Origin of the sequence: Streptomyces venezuelae (genome assembly GCF_008642335.1) — a bacterium.
In the GTDB taxonomy this organism is placed as follows: domain Bacteria; phylum Actinomycetota; class Actinomycetes; order Streptomycetales; family Streptomycetaceae; genus Streptomyces; species Streptomyces venezuelae_F.
In genome coordinates this window covers 2,265,771-2,288,731 of sequence record NZ_CP029191.1, presented here as the reverse complement: position 1 = coordinate 2,288,731, position 22,961 = coordinate 2,265,771, and the positions used below count along the sequence as shown (strand labels likewise).

15 protein-coding genes, 1 other RNA gene and 4 pseudogenes are annotated in these 22,961 nt (G+C 66.5%); 11 read left to right on the top strand and 9 right to left on the bottom strand.

The annotated features are described in order from the left end of the window. Positions 1-52: 52 nt before the first annotated feature. Genes DEJ49_RS10230 through DEJ49_RS10215 form a run of 4 tightly spaced genes read right to left on the bottom strand, consistent with a single transcriptional unit; the run spans position 53 to position 5,839 of the window. A complete protein-coding gene (locus DEJ49_RS10230; protein WP_150183844.1) occupies positions 53-1,213 on the bottom strand; it encodes a TniB family NTP-binding protein in 1,161 nt (386 codons plus the stop codon). A gap of 2 nt (positions 1,214-1,215) precedes the next feature. Then, entirely contained in the window at positions 1,216-3,342 is a 2,127-nt protein-coding gene (locus DEJ49_RS10225) for a DDE-type integrase/transposase/recombinase (RefSeq protein ID WP_150183843.1), read from the bottom strand. Beyond that, a complete protein-coding gene (locus DEJ49_RS10220; protein ID WP_150183842.1) occupies positions 3,342-4,109 on the bottom strand; it encodes a TnsA-like heteromeric transposase endonuclease subunit in 768 nt (255 codons plus the stop codon). The genes DEJ49_RS10225 and DEJ49_RS10220 overlap by 1 nt, the downstream gene beginning before the upstream one ends. Further along, positions 4,106-5,839: a TniQ family protein gene (locus tag DEJ49_RS10215; protein ID WP_190329307.1), complete on the bottom strand. Its 1,734-nt coding sequence runs from the start codon at positions 5,837-5,839 to the stop codon at positions 4,106-4,108. The genes DEJ49_RS10220 and DEJ49_RS10215 overlap by 4 nt, the downstream gene beginning before the upstream one ends. Before the next feature lie 108 nt (positions 5,840-5,947). Between DEJ49_RS10215 and DEJ49_RS35915 the strand changes: the two genes are divergently transcribed. The 3 genes and pseudogenes from DEJ49_RS35915 to DEJ49_RS10200 form a co-directional block, all read left to right on the top strand. Then, complete coding sequence (locus DEJ49_RS35915; protein ID WP_190329306.1) at positions 5,948-6,208, top strand: helix-turn-helix domain-containing protein; 261 nt, start codon at positions 5,948-5,950, stop codon at positions 6,206-6,208. Between the two features lie 60 nt (positions 6,209-6,268). Next, a complete protein-coding gene (locus DEJ49_RS10205; RefSeq protein ID WP_190329305.1) occupies positions 6,269-7,387 on the top strand; it encodes a TniQ family protein in 1,119 nt (372 codons plus the stop codon). Positions 7,388-7,417: 30 nt separating this feature from the next. Beyond that, positions 7,418-7,728, top strand: a pseudogene (locus DEJ49_RS10200) (transposase); the annotation flags it as partial. 1 nt (position 7,729) lies between these two features. Here the strand turns inward: DEJ49_RS10200 and DEJ49_RS10195 are convergent. The 4 genes and pseudogenes from DEJ49_RS10195 to DEJ49_RS10180 form a co-directional block, all read right to left on the bottom strand. After that, positions 7,730-9,094, bottom strand: a complete 1,365-nt coding sequence (locus DEJ49_RS10195; RefSeq protein ID WP_150183838.1) for a serine/threonine-protein kinase — start codon at positions 9,092-9,094, stop codon at positions 7,730-7,732. Beyond that, a complete protein-coding gene (locus tag DEJ49_RS10190) occupies positions 9,072-11,210 on the bottom strand; it encodes an AIPR family protein (RefSeq protein WP_150183837.1) in 2,139 nt (712 codons plus the stop codon). Before DEJ49_RS10190 ends, DEJ49_RS10195 begins: the two co-directional genes overlap by 23 nt. Positions 11,211-11,274: 64 nt before the next feature. Then, entirely contained in the window at positions 11,275-12,015 is a 741-nt protein-coding gene (locus DEJ49_RS10185) for an SAVMC3_10250 family protein (RefSeq protein ID WP_150183836.1), read from the bottom strand. Positions 12,016-12,239: 224 nt separating this feature from the next. Next, positions 12,240-13,004 (bottom strand): annotated as a pseudogene (locus DEJ49_RS10180) (transposase family protein). A 367-nt stretch (positions 13,005-13,371) separates the two neighbouring features. On the opposite strand from DEJ49_RS10180, the gene DEJ49_RS10175 reads away from it, so the two are divergent. The 8 genes and pseudogenes from DEJ49_RS10175 to DEJ49_RS10140 all read left to right on the top strand — a co-directional run bounded on the left by DEJ49_RS10175 (position 13,372) and on the right by DEJ49_RS10140 (position 22,656). Further along, positions 13,372-14,196: a hypothetical protein gene (locus DEJ49_RS10175; protein WP_150183835.1), complete on the top strand. Its 825-nt coding sequence runs from the start codon at positions 13,372-13,374 to the stop codon at positions 14,194-14,196. After that, a complete protein-coding gene (locus tag DEJ49_RS10170; RefSeq protein WP_150183834.1) occupies positions 14,193-16,223 on the top strand; it encodes a hypothetical protein in 2,031 nt (676 codons plus the stop codon). Before DEJ49_RS10175 ends, DEJ49_RS10170 begins: the two co-directional genes overlap by 4 nt. Positions 16,224-16,319: 96 nt before the next feature. Next, complete coding sequence (locus DEJ49_RS10165) at positions 16,320-18,161, top strand: DUF4208 domain-containing protein (protein WP_150183833.1); 1,842 nt, start codon at positions 16,320-16,322, stop codon at positions 18,159-18,161. Positions 18,162-18,429: 268 nt separating this feature from the next. Beyond that, positions 18,430-18,582, top strand: a pseudogene (locus tag DEJ49_RS36340) (metallophosphoesterase); the annotation flags it as partial. 304 nt (positions 18,583-18,886) lie between these two features. Next, positions 18,887-19,768 carry an AraC family transcriptional regulator gene (locus DEJ49_RS10155; protein ID WP_150183832.1) on the top strand — a complete coding sequence of 294 codons (882 nt, stop codon included), beginning with the start codon at positions 18,887-18,889 and terminating at the stop codon, positions 19,766-19,768. A gap of 19 nt (positions 19,769-19,787) precedes the next feature. Continuing rightward, positions 19,788-20,570: pseudogene (locus DEJ49_RS36960) on the top strand (DMT family transporter); the annotation flags it as partial. Between the two features lie 130 nt (positions 20,571-20,700). After that, an RNA gene (gene rnpB, locus DEJ49_RS10145) (RNase P RNA component class A) lies at positions 20,701-21,118 on the top strand. A 116-nt stretch (positions 21,119-21,234) separates the two neighbouring features. After that, positions 21,235-22,656: a DEAD/DEAH box helicase gene (locus tag DEJ49_RS10140; RefSeq protein WP_150183831.1), complete on the top strand. Its 1,422-nt coding sequence runs from the start codon at positions 21,235-21,237 to the stop codon at positions 22,654-22,656. Positions 22,657-22,691: 35 nt separating this feature from the next. Here the strand turns inward: DEJ49_RS10140 and DEJ49_RS10135 are convergent, their stop codons facing one another. Beyond that, positions 22,692-22,910 (bottom strand): response regulator transcription factor, encoded by a 219-nt coding sequence (locus DEJ49_RS10135; protein WP_150183830.1) that lies wholly within the window; start codon positions 22,908-22,910, stop codon positions 22,692-22,694. Positions 22,911-22,961 lie beyond the last annotated feature (51 nt).

The following is a 22,961-nucleotide window of genomic DNA, read 5'->3' as shown; positions in this document are numbered from 1 at the left end:
GCACGGTACGACAGTTCGCCGTCTCAGATGCGTGCCGGCATGACCTTGCGGTTCAGCTGGCGGCGGCCTCGGGGCCGTCTTTGCCAGCGGGGGGTTCGGGGTCTTCCTGCCAGTTGGCTTCGTAGGTGCTCTGCGCGTGCTCGTTGATGGCGATGCTGTCGAGGACCTCGCGATCGATCCGCTCAGCGCCGGTGAGGACCGCGTCGGCGGCTGCTTCACGGATGAGTTCCGCAAGCGAGCTGATGTTGCCCCCGGTGCGGCGGTACAAGTACTTCCACTCTGCGGCGAGGGTTCCTGGCTGGTGTCGGTACAGGACGAGTGCTTCTTCCATGGCGGCGATGACAGAGGTCCAATCGACCTTTTCGTCCCGGGTTCTGATGGCGTAGGGGGTCATGTGCAGGAGGGTGTTGCGTCCGGCGGTCTGGGTGACGCGGGCGGAGCCGGAGCCTTCGAGGAACAGGCCCGAGTGCTTGAGGTCGACGCCGGTGTAGATGAAGGTCGCCGCGGTGTGGTTGGCGATGTACTTGAGGTGATCGTTGACGACCTTTCCTTCCTTGAAGGAGAGGTCCATGAAGTGCGCGTCGTCGATGATCACGAGTTCGACGCCGACGAGCCGCATGTTCTCCAGGACGAGACGGGTGATGTCGCTCTTGGTCGCTCCGGACCTGTAGGGCTGGGCGAGGTACTGGGCGAGCGCGACGGACAGGTCTTTCGGCGTGGCCTGGGAGGGGATGTTGAGGTAGACGACGGGGGTGTAGTCGATCAGCCGGTTCTCCACCGTGTACTGCCGCGTGAAGCGTTCGGGATGGTCGTGCCGCAGTGCATGCTCGAAGTCGTAGGCGAAGGTTTTGACCAGAGTGGACTTGCCGAGGGTGGCGGGGCCGTCGAGGACGATGCCGCGGCGGGCGCCGGCGGGCTGGTGGGCGTTCGTGACCATCCGGCGCCGGATTTGGTGGTGGATGGTCTTCATCTGGCTGGTGCGGACGATGACCAGGGCGCTGTGGTGAGCCATGCGGGCTTGGTTGTGCAGGTGGCGTTCTGCAGAGCTGAGCTGTTCGTAGACCTCGATCGGCAACAGGACCGGGCGGGGCGGGAGTTGATAGTCGAGGTAGAGCCGCCATTCTTCCTTGGTGCGCGGCTCCGACAGGCCGGGGTGGCTGAAGTCCCCGGAGACATGCGGGCCGTCGGGGGCGGAGGGAAGCGGCGGCATCATGGTCAGCTCTCCTGGCTGGTGCGGGGGTTCCAGACCTCGGCCGGCTGGATGCTGTGCGGGTCGAAGTCGTCGTCCTCGCCGGGAAGATCGGGGACGGCGTGCAGGGACGCAACGGTGGGTGGCGCGGAATCCGGTGCCGGTGGCACGGGGACGGCCGGCAGGGAACGGGCTTCGTCCTGGGCCTGGGCGTCGGCGCGGTGCCGATCACGGGTGCGGCGCTTACGGTCGGCCTTGGACCACGTTTCGGGAGCGTCCGTGCGGTTCTGCAGATCCCGCAGGGCGTCGGCGATCTGCTGCTGATAGTCCTCGTCCTTCGGGTCACCGCCGCGCAGGGTGACGAGCCGCTTGGCCTCGCGCAGGGTGATGTCGGTGAAGGCCTGCAGGTCGCTGAGCGCCTTCGTCCAGCGCAGCGTGTACCACTTGTCGTCGCGGGGGTTGTGGAAGTAGGCGTGCAGCAGGTTACGCGGGTCGTAGCGGATCGGCCAGGCCCCGTTGGGGTAGGGCGACTTGGCCCGCCGGAACTGGTAGAGCACCGGCGCGTCGTAGACGAGATAGTTGAGTTCGACGCCGTAGGCGTTGATGGCCCGGCCGCCGTCGGCGATGGGCAGGAGCTCGTAGTAGAGGTTCGGATCGCGCGGGCAGTCGACGAAGCCGGCCGAGCCGAGCGCCATGGCGTACGCCTCGTTAGGCGAGATGTTCAGGTCGGGGAAGCCCTGCAGGTGCAGACCCGTGTGGTGCTGGTTCTGGTACACGGCGACGACGTATTCGGCGAAGAACTCGGCGATCTCGTCCAGAGTCCAGCGGGCCTGCTGTTCCACGGTCTTGCCGCGGTGGGCGACGTTGAAGCCCTTGTATCCGGCGACGTGCATGGAGAACTGCTCGCGGATGGTGCCGAAGAGCCGCTCGACGTGCGGCTTGTCGGTGGGCTTGAGCTTGCGCGCGTCCTGCATGTCGATCTTCCACTTGCGGCAGGCGCGCTGAACGACGTCGGACTTGTAGGGCTTGCCGTGGTCGTACAGGAGCGTCTCGGGATAAATCACGGGACGCGCGGCGGCTTCGGCGAGACGCTCGTCCACGCTGAGGTGGCGCTCGAAGGGCACGCGCAGCATCTGGTAGCGCAGGGCGTCGGCCCAGTCGGCGCGCATGGGCTCGGGGGTCATGACGTCGGCGAGCAGGAGGCCGATGTCGATGGCCTTGGTGCCGAGCGGAGTCAGGCGCCAGGCGAGGATGGAGCGGGTGGCGACATCGAGCGCGAGGGTGAGTTCGACGTTGTAGGTGTCGTTCATCGCGGGGTCGAAGGCCAGGACGTCCAACGGGGTGGTGTCGAGCATCACGACTTGACCGGGCCGGTGGGCGATGACGTTGCCGAAGGTGCGGTCGGGCTGGTTGGCATCCGAGATCCGCTGGTAGGCGGGGTCGGACGGGCTGCGGGTGAGGAGCAGTTTGACGACGCGGCGGAAGGTGTCCTCCTTGGGCAGGAGGACCGTGCCGGGCCCGTGGTCCTCGTCCAGCCGGTTCTGGGTACGGCGGCGAAAGCGCGTAGAGACACTGGAGGAGCTGTCGTGGCGTTCGGCGGCGGCCTGCTCGCGGATCGCGGTGATGACGCGTTCGTCGATGTTGCGCAGCGGGTTCTTCAGCCGTGCCTTGCGCCGGTCGACTAGTGCCCACAGGCCGTTTTCCTCCCACTCCTCCACGAGTTGCCAGATACGGCGGGGGGCCAGGCCCAACTCGGCGGCCTTGGCCTCGACGCGGGCGGTGAGCGGGAGGGCGGGCTGATATTCGGGCCGGGGTTCACCTGCTTGAGCATCGAGCCGGTCACCCGACTGGTAGCCCGAAGTGGCCTCTTTTAGATGGGCTTCCAGTTCCAGGGCGGCTGTGCGGACGTCTTTGGGCAGAAGCGCCAGGACGCCGCCCGGGTCGAGTCCCACCGTGGTGTCCGTGGTCTCGGGTATCTGCGCGGTCCGGGTATGGAAGGTGGCATCGGTGAGCAGCCTGCTGAGCATGATGGTCTGGTGGTGTCCGGAGGCCGAGCGTAGCCGGACCAGGGCGCCGGTGATGCCGGTGACCTGGTGTTGTTCTTCTTCGAACTCGATCCAGTCGGCGACGGCGATGCGGTGGCGTTGGTCCATCAGGCGTGCTCCAAGGCGGGCGCGGCCCACACCCGGGTGTGATCGCGTAGGGGGTGGGTGAGGTCGAACAGCAGGCGGTGGTGCCACATGAGGTGGTAGGTGACGGCGCGTTCGACCTGCGGGTCGGGCCACAGCGACAGCAGTTCGCCGACGCTGACGGGGTGTTGGGCGCGAAAGAGCAGGATGTGGGCGAGGGGCGCGGCGGCGTTGAGTGGCCGGCGGTAACCGGCGAGCCATTCGACGGTGGCCCACAGCTGCGGGTCCGGCTCACCGACCATCTGGTAGTCCCAGCCGAGCTGTTGGCAGGCGGTGGCGGTGCGACGGGCCTGGTGCCGGACTTTGGGCTTGTCGATCTGCTCGGGGTTCTTCACGTCCAGCAACAGCACCGAGCCGTCGGTACGGCGCACGAACAGGTCCGGGTAGTGGGTCCAGGGCCCGTCCGCGTCGATGCCCTCGAAGATGAACGGCTGGGCCGCGAAATGAGCGACCTTGGCGTCGAAGTCGAGGAGCTTCATCCATCGGGCTTCCAGGAAGCTCTCGTACTCCAGGACGGTGTCGCTGCTGGCCGCCCAGTAGAAGCCCGGCGTGTGCTGCTGCCCGGCGTAGGAGGGGATGTCCCGGGCGGGTATGCAGGTCTCGAACCGCACCTCCGCCGCCTGCGCGGCAGGCAAGAGCCGTTCGGCGCCGTCGGCGTCGTAGAAGTGGATGAACAACTGCTCGGCCGTATGCCGTGCCGGGCGCAGCGTCTGGGTGCGTTTCGGGCTCATGCCGCACCGCCCTGAGGGACGGAGTCGGCGAGCAGGCTGTTGCCGTAGGCGGTCAGCGTACGGGCGACGGGCACGGGCAGCCAGGTGGCGAAACGCCGCCCGCTCTCCCGGACGTACGCCATGGCGGTAGGCGCCCAGAGAGCCGTCGCGTAGGCGGGGGCATCGTGGAGATCGCCGCCGGTGAAGTGCCGCCAGATCCACGCGGCACTGTGACGGCGGCGCGGCACCGTGACGTTGTATCCCAGCGGCTGGCACACCGAGCTGAGCATGGTGTGCGGCAGGATGGTCAGATCGGACAGAGCCCGGCGCCGGGCAGCGTAGTCGGTCAGGCCGCGCTCGACGATCCTTGTGCCGAGCTGCTCGATGTCACTCCAGAAGGCACTGACGTCACTGATGCGCGGCTCGAGCGTGTTCGTCACCTGTGCGGCCGTGACGGGGTTCATGCCCAGTGCGGTGGCGGCGTGCAGCCAACTGGCCTCCCCGGCATGGCGGGCCAGCGCCAACGCTGCCAGGCGGCGACCGCCGATCTCGGCGGTGTGAGGCAGATGCTTGGCGATCAGATCCGTGTAGTCGCCGGCGTCGACGAGATGCGGCAGGTGGTCCGCGGTGAACAAAGGCGCGGCCCGGGGGCGACTGGCGAGGACACCCGCAGCGTGCAGAAACGGCTCCAGACAGGCGGGGCGGGGCAGCGACCGCAGAGGATCACCCTCGCCCGGCAGACGCCTGATCGCCGCGGCGCGGTCCATCCACATCGTCAACCGGTCCTGGAACGTGCGCCGGTCGGAGGCGAAGAGGACCGGTGTGCTCAGCGCGAGGACGGCTGCCGCGTGCGCGGCGCTGGGCGGACAGGCTTGCAGCCGGCTGCCCGTGCGCCCCGCCGGGGCCCGCTGCCCCTCGTGCTGATCGGCGGTGAACGTCGCGGCCGCCGTGGAGGGCAGCGCCGGACAGGACGCCGTCTCCTCGGCGGTCGCCACCAGCCGGACCACGCCGGTGAGGAACCGCAGTGCGGCGAAGAACCCGGCCTGTGTCACGGTGCTGCCCGCCAGATGGGCCGGGCTGCCGTCCGCGATGTCCAGGACCCGCTGTTGCAGTGCGGCAAGTTCGGCCGACACGGCGACGGTCGCCAGCGTGGACAGGCGTCGACTGCACAGCCCGGCCTTGCCTTCGTGATCCGCGGGCCGCCGGTTGTTGCACCGGTCCAGGTCGAGCGTCGGCTGGCGAGCAGTCAGGCCCCGCGGACGACCGGTGTAGCCGGAGCCGAGGCGCCTGTTGCACTGATTGCACACGTCCACCAGCAGGACCCGGTGCTCGGGGCATACCGCCGCGATGCCCAGGCGCCACCACACCGGCCACACCGGGGTGAGGGCCAGGCAGTGCGGACACGCACGGCTGGAGGTGGTCAACGCCCACTCCTGGCGAGGGCGCCGGAGGGAGGTCACCTCCCGTGGCTGGTGGGGCAGTTCACGGCCGAAGAACTCGAGTGCGGTATCCGCGTACCGCGACAGCTGCATTGCGTCCAGAGCCCGCTTGCCGAGCCCCGTCGCCGCCGTCAGTCCCTGAAGGCTGCGCTGTGTGAGGGAGACGCCGAACCATGTCGGCCGTGGCACCCGGTACCCCGGGGTGCACTCCAGGCCCAGCAACTGCACGGCCTGCCCCGGCGGGATCCGCCAGTCAGCCGCCACACGGTGGAGCCAGGACGGGAACGCCTCGCCCGCTACCGGAAGCAACACCGCCGGAAGCCTGCGTGGCACGTCCCAGGTGCCGTCCACCCATCCCCCTCCCGAGCTGAGCTTGTAGGAGATCTCCTACAGTCGGGGGACTGTACTACGGTGCCGTCCGTGGCGAACAGCGATTCCAGTACGGGCGTCCCAGCTCAACGGCTGGCCTTTGGGCGGCGGTTGAGGGCTCTGCGTACGCGTGCCGGACTGACCCAGACCGCGGTGGCGGCCGCCGCAGGGATGGACCGTTCGTTCTACGCGGAGGTGGAGGCGGCGATCCACAGCGTCTCCGTCGACCGCATCCCGGCCCTGGCCCGCGCGCTGGGAGTCGAGCCGTACGAGCTGTTCCAGCACACACCCGCAGAACCAACTGGCGACTGATAGATGGTTGTTTCACAGGCCGAGAGCCACCGGCGGCTGCGCAGACTCCCGGTAGTCCCCGTGCCGCTGCCCGGCGAGTCCCTGTTCAGTTGGGTCGATCACCTCGCCGCGGTGTACGAAGTGGACCGCACCGAGGTCATGCACCGGCTGGGTCTGGAACCGAAGACCGCCCATGCCTCACGCCTAGCCCGCCATACCGCCGAACTGCCCCTGGCGTCAGCCAAATTGCTGCATGCCGCAACAGGGCTGGACCCCAAAGCCATCCGTGCCATGACACTGCTCGGTATCGTCAAGGAACGCGAAAGCAGACCGTACCGACTGAGCGACATGCCCGAGGCGCCCGAAGAGACATGGGCATTTTGCCCCCGGTGCGTGGAGCCGCCCACCCGCTGGCCACTGTGGTGGTATCGGTCGTGGGCGGTGATGTGTCCCGATCACGACTGCTACACCGTCTCCTTCTGCCCCAACTGCGGCTCCCCTTTCTCGCCCTCGGTCCTGCGCGGGGACGCGCCGGGCCGCTGTCCGGGGTTCATCCCGCTCGCCGACGAGCAGGACCGGGTGTCCGGCAAGCGTCGCCCCAAGCGCAAGCGCTGCGGTCGACCTCTGTGGGAGATCACCACACCGCCCGTGACCGATCCGCTGGTACGCGACACCCACCAGCGGCTGGTCCGGATCGCGGTCGAAGGACCGTCGTCGACGGACCAGCAGTGGTATGACGACCTGCGGGCCTTGCGCATTCTGCTGAACGAACCCAACCCGCTGCGCGTGCAGGCCTTCACCAGCCCTGACCTCGCTCTGCGGGAGCGCTACACCACGCAGGGGCGCGGGTCGATGTGGAATGACGCCGATCCCCATCCCGTCGTCTGGCGCGCCACCGATGCCGGACTCCTGTACCCCTGGCGACGGACCTCTCCCAGTACATACAGCATGGAGCGGGACCCGGTTACCACAGCTGCGGTGCTCCGCGTCATTGCCGCCGTTCTTGCGAGTGACGACACAGCTGCGGCAGCGGGGCACGCCTTTACGGTCCTACGCCCGGCCAGCCTCCGGGATTTCGACGGCAACCCGCCGTCCTATCTGTTCCGTGCAAGCGATCAGCTGGGTGCGCTCATTTCTCAGGCACTGGCCCCGGATGTCCTCGACCGGCTTCGCGACGCTTCCAGTCCGCCGAGAACGTAGCCCCAGATTGCCGGTGATGACGTCCTGGATGGGATGGGATGGGACACCGTCTTCGCGACAGAGCCGGAGCTGGCCGCGCGCATGATCGGCCGGTTCCTGGATGCCGGGCCCCGCGTGGGCTGGGTCGTAGGTGACGAGGTCTATGGCGTCAACCCGAAGCTGCAGGCGGCGCTGGAGGAGCGCGAGTCGGCTACGTCCTTGCCGTGGCGTGCTCCCATGAAGTGGCCACCGGTGCTGGGAAGTTCCGCGCGGACGCCCTGGCCGCGAAGGTAACCAAGCGGGCCTGGCGGAAGCTGTCGGCAGGGGCCTCAGACATGAAGATCACGATCTACGGCTGGAGTACTAGCCGAACGAGGCGGCTCGGGCCAGTGCCGTACGCACCTCCGCGATCATCTGTGCATCCCCTGCGCGACCAGCCGCGGTCAAGATCGTGTAGACGTCTGCGAACTCGCTAAGACCGTGTTGGTCTCCCAAGTCAAGCAGTAACTGCCCTATTTGGAAGCGAACTTCAAGCAGAAGTCGATCATCAGGTGCACTACACAGGCGCAGTTGTTCCGCGAGCGTTTGCATGCCCTTCAGCGCATCTTGCTGAAGTCCAAGGTGCGCCTGACATCGCGCATGGATGAAGCGGCACTTCGCTGCTTCGGCGGCATGCTCCGAGCCGAGTTCTTCCAACTCTCGCACGAGGCTGGCGAACATCGGCATGGACTGTGCAATCAAGCCCTCGTCGAAGAGCGCCTGGGCTTGCACGACCCGCACCTGTAGCGGAAGAGGTTCGGCTACAGCATGACTCGGGCTGTGCACGTTCGGGGTTTGGATTGGAAGGTTCGAGGGAGGAGTGCCAGAATCCTCCGATTTCAACGGCTGTGAGCTAATTCGTTCCCGAAACTCGCGAGCTGTCGCCGGCCGATCAATAGCCCGCTTCGCCAATCCAGCCATGATTACGGACTCCAGCGCCGGGTTGACCCCGGGGCGCAGCACGCTGATCGAAATGGGTGCATGGTACTGGTGGTGGTACATGACTCTGGCGGCGTTGCCAGTGAATGGCGGAACGCCTGTTAGAAGTTCGTACAGCAAGCAAGAAAGAGAGTACAGATCGCTACGGGGATTGACATCGCGTCCTTCGCACTGCTCAGGAGGCATATATGCAACCGTGCCTAGCACCCTGTCGTGCTGGGTCAATCGCGCGTGGTCCGTCCTGAACATCCTGGCTACGCCAAAATCAAGAATCACCACTCGATGATAGTCCGTCAACATGATGTTCGCTGGCTTGAGGTCCCGGTGGACAACCGGAATTGCATGAGTGTACTCGAGGACATGGCAGATCTGAACGGCGATGGACACCACCTCGTCCTCGGACAGGCTGCCCCTGCCGCCGACGATTTCCGTCAGATCCTGCCCGAGAACAAGCTCCATCACGAGGTAAGGGTCGTCTGCCCCGAGGCCCAGATGGGCGCCAAGGAATTCTGGGATGCCAGGGTGCCGCAGTCGTGCGAGCAACTCCGCCTCTCGTTCGAAGCGCTGAATCGCCTCCTCTGGAGCGTGCGAATCTAGTAGCTCCCGATGAATCAACTTGACGGCAACAGAGCGACGCGCTTCGGAGTCGTATGCCAGCCACACTTCTCCCATGGCGCCGCCGCCGATTCGCTGGCGCATCTCGTAGCGCTCATTGAGGACGCGGGCGTCACTTCGCACCAGGACCGTCACTCGCTATTTCTTCATCGGCCAATAGCTTGCTTGCAAGGCTGGCTAGTGTGCCTTCGCCCGGCACGTACCAGTTTCTCGTACCGGCTACTGCCGCGGGATGCTCGGCCCAGTGGGCCTCCTCCCAAATTCGGAACACCAGACCGGTCGGCGAATAGCGCTGCCCGTCTACAGCCCAGACCAGAGGCTTTCGGTCGTCGTTGACCCAGGAGGCCAGATACCGCTCTGGGGCCTCACTGAGCCACTCGTGAAGTGCTTCACGTTCCGGGGCGCTGTTCGGTCGGTAGACCAACTGCGTCCCATCTTCGAGGCGGCCGTATTGAACCAGCAAGGGAACGGCGTTCGGGCGTCGCCGGCGAGCTGGCCCTCCTGGGCGTGGAAGCTGCGCGGCCCCACCATTTTTCAGGGACTCCAGCACACTCGACGCCAGGTGACGGCAGCGCTCCTGATCGCGGAGGATGCGTGCGAGTAGCGCGAACTGGCCATACTCGGCGCCCAGTTTTTCAATCAGCCCCAACAGGAGCTCATCGGTCCGCCTGAGCGTTGTCTGCTGTCTGGCATCCCACTCGTCGCCTGGTTCATCGATGCCATCGTTACCGATCAGTTGGAAGGCGATGTGGGTGATGAGCAAATCAGCCCGATCGGCGACCATCTGGTCGCGGCCTTCAAGGCCAGCTGAAAGAGTCGCTAGCGCATCGCGGACTCCGCGCATGAGCCCGACTGACCGCCAGATCTGCAGTGCAGTCGGGGGGCTGCCGAAGAGCTGGGTGTAGATTCCGCGGGGTCCATCGCTCCACAAAACGCTACTGTCCCGCCAGAGGCGGGCGACCACGGCAGCGTCGGGGTAGGCGCAGGCCAGAGCAAATGCCGCCTCGACAACGGTGCATCCAGCGGCGGGTGCAGGCTCGAGCTCACCGCGTTTGAGTACGTATATCTTGCCGAGGGACACAGCGAAATCCTGACGGATGAGCAGCTGCTGAGGGTCGAGCGCGGCGAAATCTCGTGGCTCGACATGATTCTGCGTATTGGTGGCTTGCGTGATCCGCTGAGCCAGGTCGGCCGGGGCACCGTCCAAACAGATGACTCGGAGCGAGATGCGCGCTTCCATGACCGCTTCGGGATCCCGTCCGTAGGCGTGATGAATGGAAGCGACTGACTGGGCACCGTTGACGACTCGGGCATTGACCAGTTCTAGCCGTGCGGGCTGGCCGATCGCGCGTCTGGCAAAGTAGTGGGCTCGTACGGAGTCGCACAACACCGTGACGCCGTTGTTGAAGTACCAGAACTCATGAGGGCTATTCAGTAGACTCTCGATGACGGCGAGGTTGACATTGGTCAAGCCCAATGGATAGCGAACGTTTTGGTCGAAGAGCTGCCGACCGTGCTCCTCGTACCAATTAGCGAGTTCGTCTGCGCCCACCGTGCCGAGATAGGTCTGGTAAGGGGTGGAGTTCATGTGCCAGCCGTCGGACAGCGTGGCGGTCACCGACACTGACTCAGGGACCACGCCCCGCCGTGCCGCGGAATGAAAATCGGCGGCGCCGAGGAATCGAAAGTCCAGCAACTCTTGTTCGTCGTTGAAGTCTGATGCCTCCTCGTCCAGGAGGTCTCGACTTCCAGCAGCAAGTCCAGTATCGCCCATGGCGGCGAGAACCAAATGAATTCGGCAGGATGGCGCCTTGAGCGCCGTATTGAGTTGTTCGATCAGCGGGTCAAACTTTGCATTAAAGCGGTCGTATCGAAGATTAACAAGCCGCCTCAGGCCGTGAAGCAGCTGCAATATGGAAGCGCTGTCAAAGCTGGCTCTTCCCTTGTTGCTCCAACGTGCCTGAGTCAACCAGATTTCAGCTGTGTCCGATGAGACCATGACGGCGTCGATACCGTTATCATCGACCCCATCAGTGACGGAGTTTGCCGCCTCCACTGTCGTGCATCCCGCGACCAGTTGCACTGCCTTCGCGGCCAGCGCGCGACTGAGGAAAACCGTCTCCTGCTGTTCCTGAGAGCGGCTGGATACGTCGGTCAGGTCCAGGAGGTTGGCGAACTCGTGGGTCAGTGCCTGACGTACCTGCTGTACCTGCACCGGTAGGTCCTGAGGTGTGTCGTTTCGATCTTCCACGGTGGCCTCCCTCCAGGGTGGTCTTGCGACACGCGGCCCAGGTTGGTACCGCCGTCAAACTGGGCTAGTTCGCGTATTCCACAATGAGTGGGCTAGCCACCAGGCAGCCCATCTCGGTGTCGGTCTCAGGTAGTAGTGCACTAACTCGGGCGTAGCCGATCATCAAGGCGTGGGTGCTAACTTCGCCGCTGTCGGCGTCCACGGCCGCGAGGAGATCGCGGATGCCACTGCGCCGCAGGGATGTTGGGGGCACGGACGGCCCCTCGGGGGCTCCGCTACCCTCTTCAAGTGGGTCGTGAGCGTGAGTCAGCGCATTGACGATATGGCCAGCGTTAGTGACGAAGAGTCTGCCAGCGCTGTGGCCGTTGCCCTCGAGGCCGGTCAATTCTGGCCCGTCGACCTGGATAGGGGGTCGACCGAGCAGATGCCGGGCAGATCCGTGCAGCAGCAGTCGACGGCCGGCACCGGGCTCATGAGGCGACGCTGAGTCGGAGGTCGGATCCACGAACAGCACGAGATCTTGGTACCGGCCCCGGAGTGTGAACCAGTTGAGCGGTGCCTCGAACTGGACCCAGCGACCTGGTGTGAGATCCGGTTCCGTGTACCAGGCTGTGTGAAGACTCATCTCCTTCTCCACCCGTTCCAGGTGGCGCCGTAGATCCCGCACGTTGTCCGGCGTGGGCGTCTCGACGTTGATCCCGGCGACGGACACTCCAGCGTGCAGCTTGACGGTTGGGAGAGCGCGGCGAGGCTCCGGAAGGAACTCATTCAGCTTTCCCTCGGACAAGTAGACAACCTCACGCACTGGCCCCCCAGTTGCTCTGTTTACAGTGCTGCTTCTTTGTGTGCCATGCTGCCATGATCCTGTCGTTGGCGAGCTGTCTACGCGAAGGTCAGGTCCTCTAGTGGTGACGCTTCTTGCGCTCGCACAGGCAAGCCAAGTCTGCCTCGCAGTTGGGTACTGGACTGGGGCACCCGTCGCATCGAACTCCGTTGCACATGTGTCTTGTTAGGTACAGTGAGGTGTTTTCATCCTGAAGCGGCCGCAAGATGCAGAGCGAGCACGGCCCTGACGATCGCGGTGATGCGGTTGGTGCTGCAGCGCAACTTGCCCAGCAGGCGCCAGCTCTTGAGCCTAGCCATGGCCTGCTCGCCAACGCAACGGATCTTGGCGTGGGTGGTGTTGTGGCGTCGTTACCACCGATTGGGGCGTCGCCCCTTAAACGGGACTCGGACGTTGCGGGCCGCGCCCTGATACGCCGTATCGGCTCAGTACTTGAGGCCGGCGTCAGCGAGGGCGTCGACGATGTCGTGCTCTCGCGGGCCGCCGTCAGGTCGTGTGTCGCGCCGGGCAGTGCGGGCGAGGCCCACAGCAGCCGGCCGAACGGATCGGTCAACACCTGAACGTTCATACCGTGATGCCGCTTCTTGCCGGAGCAGTAGGGCTGGTCGGCGGCGATCCGGTCGATCGGCAGCACGGTGCCGTCCACGATCACGTACGCCTTAGAACGGGCTGTCACGAGCGCCTCGTTGAGCGAGGGGCGCGAGCACGGCCAGGACGCCGATCGCCTCGCGGACGTTGCGGTACACGGTAGCATTCCCGGCGCCGAACCCGGCCGCGAGCTGCGCATACGTGTTGCCACACCGCAGATGGTCCAGGGGAAGCAGGGCCTGACGCCTGGGAGCTAGCCGCCGCCATCGACTGCCAATCTCTCGGCGTCGTACCGCCAGCACCCGGCTCAGGTGACGTAGATGCGCGGTGGATAGATCGATGGCCGACGGGTACACAAGCACACGGAGCTCCTGGAACGACGGTTGATCTTGGTCGATAACTCGGCTATCAGGAGCTTCGACGTGCCGCAGGCCCGTCCAACCCCCAGTCGCCCTGGGCAGGATGGAAGAGGCTCACTGTACGAGAACGGCCGAACCTTTCCCGCCGATGACCGCCAACACGATGGCGATTCTTACGGTTCAACGTTCCGCAGACGGATAGGAGCCGTGAGCCGTGAGCGCTGAGCCCCCTCCTCAGACCGCTTCGAGATTGCTCTCTCAAGGAAGAAGTGCCGTGCTGGCATGACCTCCGCGTTCTGATCATGAGAGTTCGGTTCTCTCTGTCCACAGTCCGGGTAGGCAGGGGCACCCCTGGAAGAGCTCGTTCGTCGTGGAGTGGCCAGTCAAAGAACTCGTCTCAGAGGGTGCTGCATCCTCGGATCTGGCCCTTGTTGAATCTCTCCCCAAGTCGACACCGCGCCGGTATGGTCACTACACGTATGTACCTGCTGGCGAAGCAGAGTCGGCGTGTGGTGTAGGTAGGGGGGTGTTCGGGATAGCTGTTCCGACTACTGGACAGACAGCGGTGCGCATGCTTTTTATCCTGGATCGATTAGGGGACGCGTGTGGCACCGAGAGTGATGTGCCGCTGACGGCGGTAAGAGTGATCCATTCGGAGCGAAAGCTTCAGAAGCTCGACTTCCTCATACGTAACCCGGACTACCTCGCCAACGTGATCATCTCTGGGTGGGAAGAGGGACGCCTGTCGAGCGACTCTCTTCTCGACGCGCGCACGGTGCTGGAGGAGCGGGAGCCGGAGCTGCACACCTACCGCATGCTCCGGGGGCGGCATGGGGCGTTCGAGCAGTTGAACAATGCCTTGAGCGTGCTACGACACCTAGAGCTAATCGCTATTCGGCGAGCAGGCCGGGTGTCCGACGGGCGGGTGCAGCGCCGCGACTACTACCTGCTGGACGCCGGGGTCGCATGCGCACAGGAGCTGCGAACCACAGAGCCTCAACTGGCCTGGTACGACCAGCAAGCCCGCTACGTTTTGATGGCAGCGCGGGGGATGTCCGGGGGGCAGCTGAAGGCGCTTCAGTACGGACACGAGGAGTATGCGAGCACTCCCGAGGGCCGAATCATCGGGGGCATTACCGCCAAAGTCAGAGAGCGACTCGACGTGGCACTGGCACAGGAGGGGTTGGCGGCATGAATCAAAATGATGCAACGGTGGAAGGCGACGCCACGGGGCCGGTCGAAGCGTGGCTGGCGGAGATCACGAAGGCGTCGCGGCAGCCGGTCGAGGTCGTGCGCGAAGTGCTGGCCGAGCACGGGGTAAGGGCTCATACGGCGCTTCCTCGGCCGCATCGGATTCTGGTGACGGCAGTGGAATTCGAAGGCACCCGGCCCGCTCCGGACAGTAATCAAGATGACCCAGCCACCATTCCCTTCCGTTTCGAATGGGAACCAGGGCCCGGGGTGTGGTGTCTGGCCTCCACTGGAAAGAACGAGGCTGGAAAGTCCAGCATCCTCGAGATCGTCCTGTGGTGCCTGCGCGGCCGAGCCGGATTGCAGCGCGATGTGCGAAGCTGGTTGCGCCGCGTACGCACCGAGTTCGTGTTGGACGATGAGCTGCTCATGGTCGAGATGGCCGTCGCCAATGGAATTCCCATCGGTCGAGTAGTTTCCAAGCAGACTGGTGCCGTCCTAATCGAATTTGACGGCCTGAAGGCGTTCGAGGAGTCGATGGATGGCTTCATGCTCGACCGACTTGGGCTGGAGCCCCTGCGTATCCAGCAGAAGCCGCGTGGAGACGCGGAGGCCCTGCCGGTAACCGGAGAGCTGTCCTGGCCTTCCTACGCCAGCGGCCTGTACATCAATCGGAAGGGCCTGGGGCATCTGCTGGGCAACGACTCAAAGAATGCGCTTCCAACCCGCTTGCTGGAGTTGTTCCTGGGTGCGCCGTGGGCGGCGACGATGGTTGCCGCATCAGTGGCGCAGAAGGTGGTGGCTGCCCAACTGTCAGCTGCTCGACAGAGAGCAGCGGCCGACGCCGAGGCGCGGCGTGCACAACTGGGCGAACTGACTAGACAGTTGGATGCTGAGCGCGCCCGTCTGCAGGTGTTGCCAGAAGAGGGAAGGCCCGCCTCCGATCTGAGCGCCGCCTACCGAACGCTGGCTGAGACCACGACGGCGGCCGGCGAGGTGCAGCGTCAACTGGTAGAGGCCCGCCTACGTCACGACACGCTGGATGAACAGCGGCACAGCCTCGCCCACGCGGTGCAGACGGCGCAGGAGGCTGCACTGGCCCAAGCCTTCTTTCACACGCTGACACCGACGATCTGCCCCCGCTGTGACACCAAGGTCACGAAGGATCAGTGGGCCCGTGAGCAGGAAGGGCACTGCTCGCTGTGCGACTCTCGGTTACCGGACTCCGCTGAAGGCGACGACGCTCTTGGCAAGGCCGAGGAGGAGACACCGGACACTCTGCGTGATGCGCTGGAGCGCCTGCAGCTGGAAGTTGAACAAGCCGCCAGCGATCTGGCCACGGCTCAGTCACTAGTGTCGGCAGCGACGGCTGCCGTCGACCAGGCAGAAGCGACCCTCAACGCTGCGCTGCGGAGCCCGGGTATCGGTGAGCGTCGGGCTGCTGAACTGGCCGTGGCCCGTTTGGAGGGGGCCGTCGCTGAGCGGACGGGCCGCTTCGCCCACCTGGATGCGGCAGTCGACATCTCCCCGTTGGAGGCAGCTGACGCGATCCTCAAGGCCGCAGGGAAGGCCGCGCACGCCCGGCGGACCGCCGCGCTGAAGCAGGTCCTGAGAGACGTTGAGCAAGACATCGTCACCATGGGCCGTGCTTTGGGTCTGGAGATGCTGCAGCGTGTGGAACTGGGCACTGGTGCCACCCTCACGGTTTGGAAAGGCGGACAGCGACATTCCTACGGCTCCCTGACCGAGGGGGAGCAACTACGGCTCAAAATCGTCACCACGACAGCTTTGCTGAGGCACGGTATCCGCAGCGGAGTGGGTCGGCACCCAGGACTGTTGATCGTGGATTCTCCCGGAGCCGAGGAGGTCGACAGCAAGGACCTGCGGCTGATGGTGACGGACCTAGTCAAACTCACCGACCTGGCGCCTGAGCTGCAGGTCATCATCGCCACAGCCCGCGGCGAAGACGTGGCTTCCCTGATCCCTAACAAACAGTTGCGTCTTGCTCCGCCGGGGGAACGCCTGTGGTGAGGGCGTTCGGCCCCTCAAGCGTGCAGGGCCACTTGAGGTTTGCGGCTTAGAGTCCGATGCTCAGGATCGGCCCGACAGCAGATAGGAGGAGCGATCGTGCTTAGCCCCTCGGAAGATCCTCTGCGGTTCCTAGCTCGTGCCCGAACCGCTGGCACACCTCCTCCTACTCTGGCGGACCTCGGCGGTTCCGTTCTCCTCACGGAAGCTCGTGACGAACTGCTCGACCATGACGATCTGCCGGCCCTAGTGACGATCGTCTGCGATGACGCCTCTACCTTGGCCAGCCCCACTGGTCAGGACTTCCTGCTCGCTGCCGCGGTCCTTGACGACCCATTACTTCTTGAGGATGTCGTCACAGCCCTGCTCACCCACCCCGCAGCCGTGCGTGTTCTCGGGGAGGATCTCGCCGATGCCTGGCTGGATATCAGCCGCACCCGGCTGGACCTGCTGGGCGGAATTGCCTTGGAATCATGTGCCCGCCTGGTGTTGGCTGGTATCGCCAGCCACCATGGGCTCGTGGACCGGTTGCGTCGGATGCGCAGAGAAGTGGCCCGAATCGACGATGACTTCGCTGCCCGAGCCGTCCGTGTGGCCGGCGCGGTCGCCGAGCAGTTCCCAGCTTTGGAGATTACCGCGCTACTTGAGCAGGTCCTCGACCACGACGACGTTGCGGACGACGCAGCCTTCGAACTCGGCATGCTCACGCTACGGCAAGCTTTTTCCAGCGCTACTGTGGACCAGGCTCAGCCTCAGCTCCTCAGAGCCCGCGAGTATCTGAGTGACGCTTCCTGCATGGAGGAACGACCGGATGCAGTTGCTTTCGGCGCTGCTCTCGACGCGCTCCTCGCCTACGCGGCGGGCGTCACCGTCCCAGACGACACCGTCCGTCGGCTTCAAGACGCCATCCTCGACATCCGGTTGAACCTTTTTGGGTTACCACCCGGGTGGCGCACTCCTCGTCTGGACACCCTGGCTACGTGGCAACGGCTCCTCGACACTCTTGTCGGCGCCCAACGTGCCGATCGAGAGGGCTCCTGGCTGCATGCCGCAGCAGTCGTCACCAGTCTCGTCGACGTCTACACAGCCCACCGTACGCTCGATCTCCTCACCCCCAGCGACGGTTCTCTACCAATTGGCGTGCCCGCGGCATCGGTCTCCGCACCCGGTTTGCATGCCGTGCTGTCGCCAAGAGTGGAGCAGACACTGCTCGCCCGCGAAAGCGGCCTGGCCCTACTTGATGAGTGGCTTGTGGAGCTGGGGGCCTCGTCGGGGAGCGACCAAGACCCCGTGACGCCGGTTGTGCGGGAACAGGCTGTAGCTCTCCGCGAAGCCTTGGCAGCCGGAAGGCAGGACCCCGGCCCAAAATCTGAGAGCCCGGCAAGCGTACTTGCCGGGCTCCCCCTACCTCCCGCCTATGCCGACCGCCTGTCGACCTTTCTGATCACAGCTCCCGAAATCACTGCTTGCCTAGCCGACATGTGGCGGGCACGCCAGGCGCGAGAGCCCGTCGACGAGATTCCCGTAGTCGCGACTGCCTTCCGAGCTACCCGCGATGAGCTGCGGCGGCAGTGCCCATACGGCTATGCAGACCAGTTCGCCGCTGACATCGACCGCATCCTCATATATCTCCTGCGCTTTTTAGACTTGAGGCTCAACGAGACCCAAATGTTCGGCGGCGACGCGCGCAAGTATCTCCGCCGCCTCAAGAAGGACGAGCCCAAACCCCATGAGAAGGAACTAGGCAGAGACCTGCGGGACTATCTCCGAGGCTTGGGCCTGCGGGTGGAACTTGAGGTCAGCAACATCGGCGCCGGCCGCGTTGATGTCGCCTGGCGTCCGCACGATGAACTGATCACGCTGGAACTCAAGCGAGATTGGGCAACCCCCACATGGGACGCCTACGCCAGAGCATTCCTTCAACAAGCAATCTCTTACTAGGTAAACGGCCCGCCCCTGAGTTTCCTTGTGGTCCTTGATCTCACTGACAAACCCAAGGGGCTGGCTTCCGTTCCCGCCTGCGTCCACGTTCGTACCGTTCCCGGGCCCGCCGGGGATGACCGGCCTCGCACAGTGATCATGATCCGGATCCAAGGCAACAAACGTGACCCTCACGACCTCAAAGGCGTATGACGGCAGTGCCCGACGGCTGAAGACTCCGGATCTACTGGTTGATGAAGCACGCGCACCGGTCGGGTGAAGCTGAGGGGCGGACGCCCTCACCCCGACGGTCGCGGGCTTTGGGCGGTACGGCGACACCCAGCTGTACGTCTCCCGCGGCGCGGGCGTATGGGGTCCGCCCACTCGGGTCGGGGCGCCTGCGGACGTGACGGTGGTGGAACTGGCTGCACGCCAGACGTAAGGAGAGGACGGGTGGGATCCCGCTGCGCTGGGCGATGCCATCACGCTGCGTTAGCACACTGAAATCTTCAGTGCGGCACTGAAGAACCCACTGAAAAGAATCTTGCGCTACTGAAATCTTCAGCCCCGCCCGACAAGGCCGGCGAGTTCTCCGATCCGCATGAGCCCAGTAGAAACGTTGACGCCGCGACAAGGTCAAGCATCGCGGGGTGGGCCCTCCCGGACGGCGTCGACCCCGGGGCGGTATGGAAGAGGGGTGTGCGGGTGTTGGACCGGTGAGACGACACCGGGGGGATGGGCAGCGCATGGGTTATGGGACCACGGGGGCGAACGGGCGACCCCGCGAACAGGCCGTCTGGGCCCGCGCCCCGCTCGGCCCGTGCAACCCGCCCCTCGACCTCCTCACCGCCCGCTTCGACCGGCACCGCTACGCGCCCCACTTCCACGAGGAGTTCACCGTCGGCGTCTGCGTCGGCGGCTGCGAGGTCATCGACTACCGGGGCGGGCGGCTCGACGTGGGGCCCGGCTCCATCGTCGTCCTCGCCCCCGGTGAGGTGCACACCGGCGGCCCGGCCTCCGCGGGCGGGTACTCCTACCGCGCCATGTATCCGGCGCCGTTCCTCCTGACCGAGGGAACGGTCGCTCCGCCCCACTTCCGCGACCCCGTGGTCGACGACCCGGAGCTCGCCGCCGCCCTGCGCGCCGCCCACACCGAACTGAGCGCGCACGCCGACCCGCTGGAGGCCGAGTCCCGGATCCCGTGGCTGCTCGCCGCCCTCGCCCGCAGGCACGGCACCGCACGCCCCCTCGACGACCGCGTCCCCGGCGCCGACCACATCGCCCGCACCGTGCGCGGCCGGCTCGCCGACGAACTGCTGACCCCGCCCACCCTCACCGAACTCGCCGCCCCGCTGGGTCTCTCCCGCTACCAGCTCCTGCGCGCCTTCCGTACGTCGACGGGGATGCCGCCCTACGCCTGGCTCGCCCAGCACCGCGTGACCCTGGCCCGCGCCCACCTGGAAGCGGGCCTGCGCCCCGCCGAGGTGGCCCCGCTGGTGGGCTTCGCCGACCAGGCGCACCTCACGCGCTGGTTCCGGCGGGTCCTCGGGGTGACCCCGGCGGCGTACCGCAACAGCGTGCGCAGCGGCAGCGTCCGTCGCAACAGCGTTCAAGACACCGGACGGTGACGCGGCCGAAACTGCCCGCATGACGGCACGCGCCTGGTTCCTCTTCTCCCTCATGGGTGTCCTGTGGGGCATCCCCTATCTCATGATCAAAGTGGCGGTCGACAGCGATCTGTCGCCGTCGACCGTCGTCTTCACGCGCTGTGCGCTCGGCGCGGCACTGCTGCTCCCGTTCGCCGTACGGCAGGGCGGGCTCACCGGCGTGCTCAGGACGCACTGGCGCCCCATGCTCGTCTTCGCCTGCGTGGAGATCCTCGGCCCGTGGTGGACGCTGACCGACGCGGAGCGCCGTATCTCCAGCTCCACGGCCGGACTCCTCATCGCCGCTGTCCCCATCATCGGCGCCCTCCTCGCCCGCTTCTTCGGCGACACGGAACGCCTCGGCGCGCGCCGCCTCACCGGTCTCGGCCTCGGCCTCGCGGGCGTCGCCGTCCTCACGGTGCCCCACCTGACGGGCGGCGACGCCTGGTCCCTCACGGAGGTCATGCTCACCGCCCTCGGGTACGCCATCGCCCCCCTGATCGTGGCCCGGCACCTCCGCGACGTCCCCACCCTGCAGCTGATCGCCCCGTGCCTCGCCCTGGCCGCGCTCGTCTACGCCCCCGCCGCCGTGGCGTCCCGGCCCGCCGCCGTGCCCGACACCGCGACCCTGGCCTCCCTCGCGGGCCTCGGCGTCATCTGCACGGCGCTGGCCTTCGTCGTCTTCCTCGAACTGATCAGGGAGGCGGGACCGACCCGCGCGGTCGTCTTCACCTACGTCAACCCGGCCGTCGCTGTGGCGGCCGGTGTCACGTTCCTCTCCGAGCCGCTCACGGGCGACGTCGTGGCGGCCTTCGCCCTGATCCTCGCCGGATCGGTCCTGGCGACGGCGACCGCGAGGGCGGCCGCGGCGCCGACCCGGCAGGACCGGCGGGTACCATGGTCGGCACGGCAGACGAGCCGGGCGGGCGGCCGCGTGAAGACCCCTTCGGGGGCCCTTCCCGAGGAACGTCCGGGCTCCACAGGGCAAGGTGGTGGCTAACGGCCACCCGGGGTGACCCGCGGGACAGTGCCACAGAGAACAGACCGCCGGGGACCGCAAGGCCCTCGGTAAGGGTGAAACGGTGGTGTAAGAGACCACCAGCGCCTGAGGTGACTCAGGCGGCTAGGTAAACCCCACCTGGAGCAAGGTCAAGAGGAAGCGTCTCTTCTCAGGAAAAGGCGCTTCTGCGCGGACGATCGAGGGCTGCCCGCCCGAGTCCGCGGGTAGACCGCACGAGGCCGGCAGCAATGCCGGCCCTAGATGGATGGCCGTCACCGCGACGTCCGCGAGGACCCGCGGTACAGAACCCGGCGTACAGCCCGACTCGTCTGCCCCACCCGCCCCGGCCCCGCCGGAGCGGCGCACCACCCCGGCCCGCGCCCGCTGGGCCGCAGCCTGCCGGGCCTTCCTCGGTACGCGCGTACGCTCCCGATGCGGAAGGCTCGCCATGACCCCGACCCCCCAGGACGACCGCCCCGGCACCGACGCCGGTCTGCCCGCCGTCTCCCTCTCCTCCTTCGCCGACCTCGGACTGCCCGCCGCGCTGCTGCGGAAGCTCGACGAAGTCGGCGTCACCGAGCCCTTCCCGATCCAGGCCGCCACGGTGCCCAGCGCCCTCGCGGGGCGCGACGTCCTGGGCCGCGGCCGCACCGGCTCCGGCAAGACGCTCGCCTTCGGCCTGCCGCTGCTCGCCCGCCTCGCCGGACGGCGCGCCGAGCCCAAGCACCCCCTCGCGCTGGTCCTCGTGCCCACCCGCGAGCTGGCGCAGCAGGTCACCGAGGCGCTCACGCCGTACGCGGAGGCGCTGCGGCTGCGGATGGCCACCGTCGTCGGCGGCATCTCGATCGCCCGCCAGGCCGCCGCGCTGCGCGACGGTGCCGAGGTCGTCGTGGCCACCCCCGGACGCCTGCACGACCTCATCGACCGCAGGGGCTGCCGACTGGGCAAGGTCCGGATCACCGTCCTCGACGAGGCCGACCAGATGTGCGACATGGGCTTCCTGCCGCAGGTCACCGAGGCCCTCGACCAGGTGCGCCCCGACGGGCAGCGCATGCTGTTCTCGGCCACCCTGGACCGCGACGTCGACCAGCTCGTCAGCGGCTACCTGAACGATCCCGTCGTCCACTCCGTCGACCCGTCCGCGGGCGCCGTCACGACGATGGACCACCACGTCCTCGTCGTCCACGGCCCCGACCGGTACGCCGTCGTCACCGAGATCGCCGCCCGGGACGGCCGTGTCCTGCTCTTCCTCGACACCAAGCACGCCGTCGACCGCCTCACCAAGCACCTGCGGGACAGCGGGGTGCACGCCGCCGCCCTGCACAGCGGCAAGTCGCAGCCGCAGCGCAGCCGCACCCTCGCGCAGTTCAAGGGCGGCCAGGTCACCGTCCTCGTGGCGACCAACGTCGCGGCCCGCGGCCTGCACATCGACGACCTCGACCTCGTCGTCAACGTGGACCCGCCGACCGACCCCAAGGACTACCTGCACCGCGCGGGCCGCACCGCGCGCGCCGGCGAGTCCGGCCGCGTCGTCACCCTGGTGCTCTCCGGCCAGCGGCGCGAGACCGTCCAGGTGCTGGCCGAGGCCGGCATCGAGCCGAGGACCAGCAAGGTGCGCTCGGGCGAGGCCGAGCTGAGTCGGATCACCGGCGCGAAGGCTCCCTCCGGCACCCCGCTCGACGGCGGCACCGCCGCGGGCCGCGCCAAGAACCACAACGCGCCCTTCCGCGGCCTCGGCAGCACGAAGGAGAGCTCCGGCGGCTCGGGTGGGAAGGACGGCAAGGGCGGCAAGTCGTCCTCGCGGAAGACCGCCGAGGCGCGCAAGCTCGCGGAGGCCCGCAGGGCGGCGCGGGTGCGGCGCGGGGGCTGACCCCGGGCCCCGGGGCCGGCCTCACCGGAGGGCGGTCAGCAGTCCTCCGTGTGGCTGAGGTGGATCAGATGGGCCACCGTGGGCGCGGTGCGCTTGCTGCGGATGCGCCGCAAGTACGTGCTCACGGTGTGCACACTGATGCCCAGGCGCCGGGCGATCTGTTTGTGGGAGAGGCCTGCCGCGATATGGGCCAGCACCTGACGCTCCCTGTGGGACAACGCCGGCGGGTTCGGCGGGCGGCTGCTTACTGGCATCTTCCCTCCGGGAGGGACTGTCAACACGTACGACGGCTGTGGCCGCAACGT